The following is a 1,286-nucleotide window of genomic DNA, read 5'->3' on the forward strand; positions in this document are numbered from 1 at the left end:
CATTGATTTGGGCAAGACCGTTTGCAGTCTTGCCGGGCTGGATGAAGCGGGAGCGGTCGTGTTTCGCAAACGACTTCAGCGGCATCGGCTGTTGGGCTTTCTTGATACTCTTTCGCCCTGCGTGGTTGCGATGGAAGCGTGCGGCGGGGCACATCACATCGGGCGCTTTTGTCTGGAGAAGGGACATGAGCCTCGGTTGATGTCGCCGCTCTATGTCCGACCCTATGTGAAGGTTCACAAGAACGACGACCGTGATGCGGAGGCGATTGCCGAAGCCGCGACGCGCCCGACGATGTCATTCGTTGCGATCAAATCGGAAGAACAGCTCGACCTTCAGGCTTTGCACCGTGCGCGGGAGCGTCTCGTGTCGGACAGGACGCGACTGATCAACCAGGCCCGAGGCTTCTTGATGGAACGCGGCATCCGGGTTGGCACTGGGCGCCACGTCTTCCAAAAGGAACTGACCAGATTGGCCGCAGAGGGCGCTGCCGATCTTTCACCCAGAATGCTCCTGCTCGTGACTGAGATGGCGTCCGAATTGAACGTGATCAATGATCGGGTCGCGGCGATCGATGCCGAGATCAAGGCGCTGGCCAAAACAGATGCCGATATGCAGCGCTTGATGGAGATCCCCGGCATCGGTCCGACGATTGCGACAGCGCTCGTAGCAGCTGTCGGCACGGGTAGCAGCTTTGGCAAGGGGCGTGATCTCGCCGCATGGCTCGGTTTGGTGCCGCGGCAGATCACGACAGGCGGCAAAGCCAAGCTGCTCGGCATCTCGAAACACGGCAATCGATATTTGCGCAAGCTCTTCATCCACGGCGCTCGAACGGTGCTGCATCTCATGCGTGACAGGACGTCGCCCATAACGGCTTGGGCAGACGCTCTAAAGGAACGAGCGCATGTGAACGTCGCGGCGGTCGCCATGGCCAACAAGATGGCACGTATTGCCTGGGCTGTTCTGACGAAGGGTGAGAGATATCGGCCGCATGCCATGAGCGGCCTGTAGTCGAGCAAAGGCGCAACCGGACAAAGGAATCTGCGAGCGAGGAGGAGATGGACCAACGACCGATCGGCGTCTTGCAAGTCTGACGGGGGGCATGGCCCTTAAGTGCCGATGAGCTAACGAGACACAGGACGCGCGACTTCCCATCTTGGTCAGGGGCAAATCGAACGGCCCCGAAGAAAGACCGAATACATAGAAGCAGGGTCAGCGGCGCATCGACAAATCACTTGCAGGGGGAGGCAGTTCATACATACCCCCCGTAATTCGGACAGTGACGTAA

General features: G+C 59.2%; 1 protein-coding gene. It reads left to right on the forward strand.

Annotated elements, in window-relative coordinates:
- Position 1: 1 nt before the first annotated feature.
- Positions 2-1,009 carry an IS110 family RNA-guided transposase gene (locus GQE99_RS20330; RefSeq protein ID WP_328794243.1) on the forward strand — a complete coding sequence of 336 codons (1,008 nt, stop codon included), beginning with the start codon at positions 2-4 and terminating at the stop codon, positions 1,007-1,009.
- Positions 1,010-1,286 lie beyond the last annotated feature (277 nt).

It is taken from the genome of Maritimibacter harenae (genome assembly GCF_009882975.1).
GTDB classification, from domain to species: Bacteria; Pseudomonadota; Alphaproteobacteria; order Rhodobacterales; family Rhodobacteraceae; genus Maritimibacter; species Maritimibacter harenae.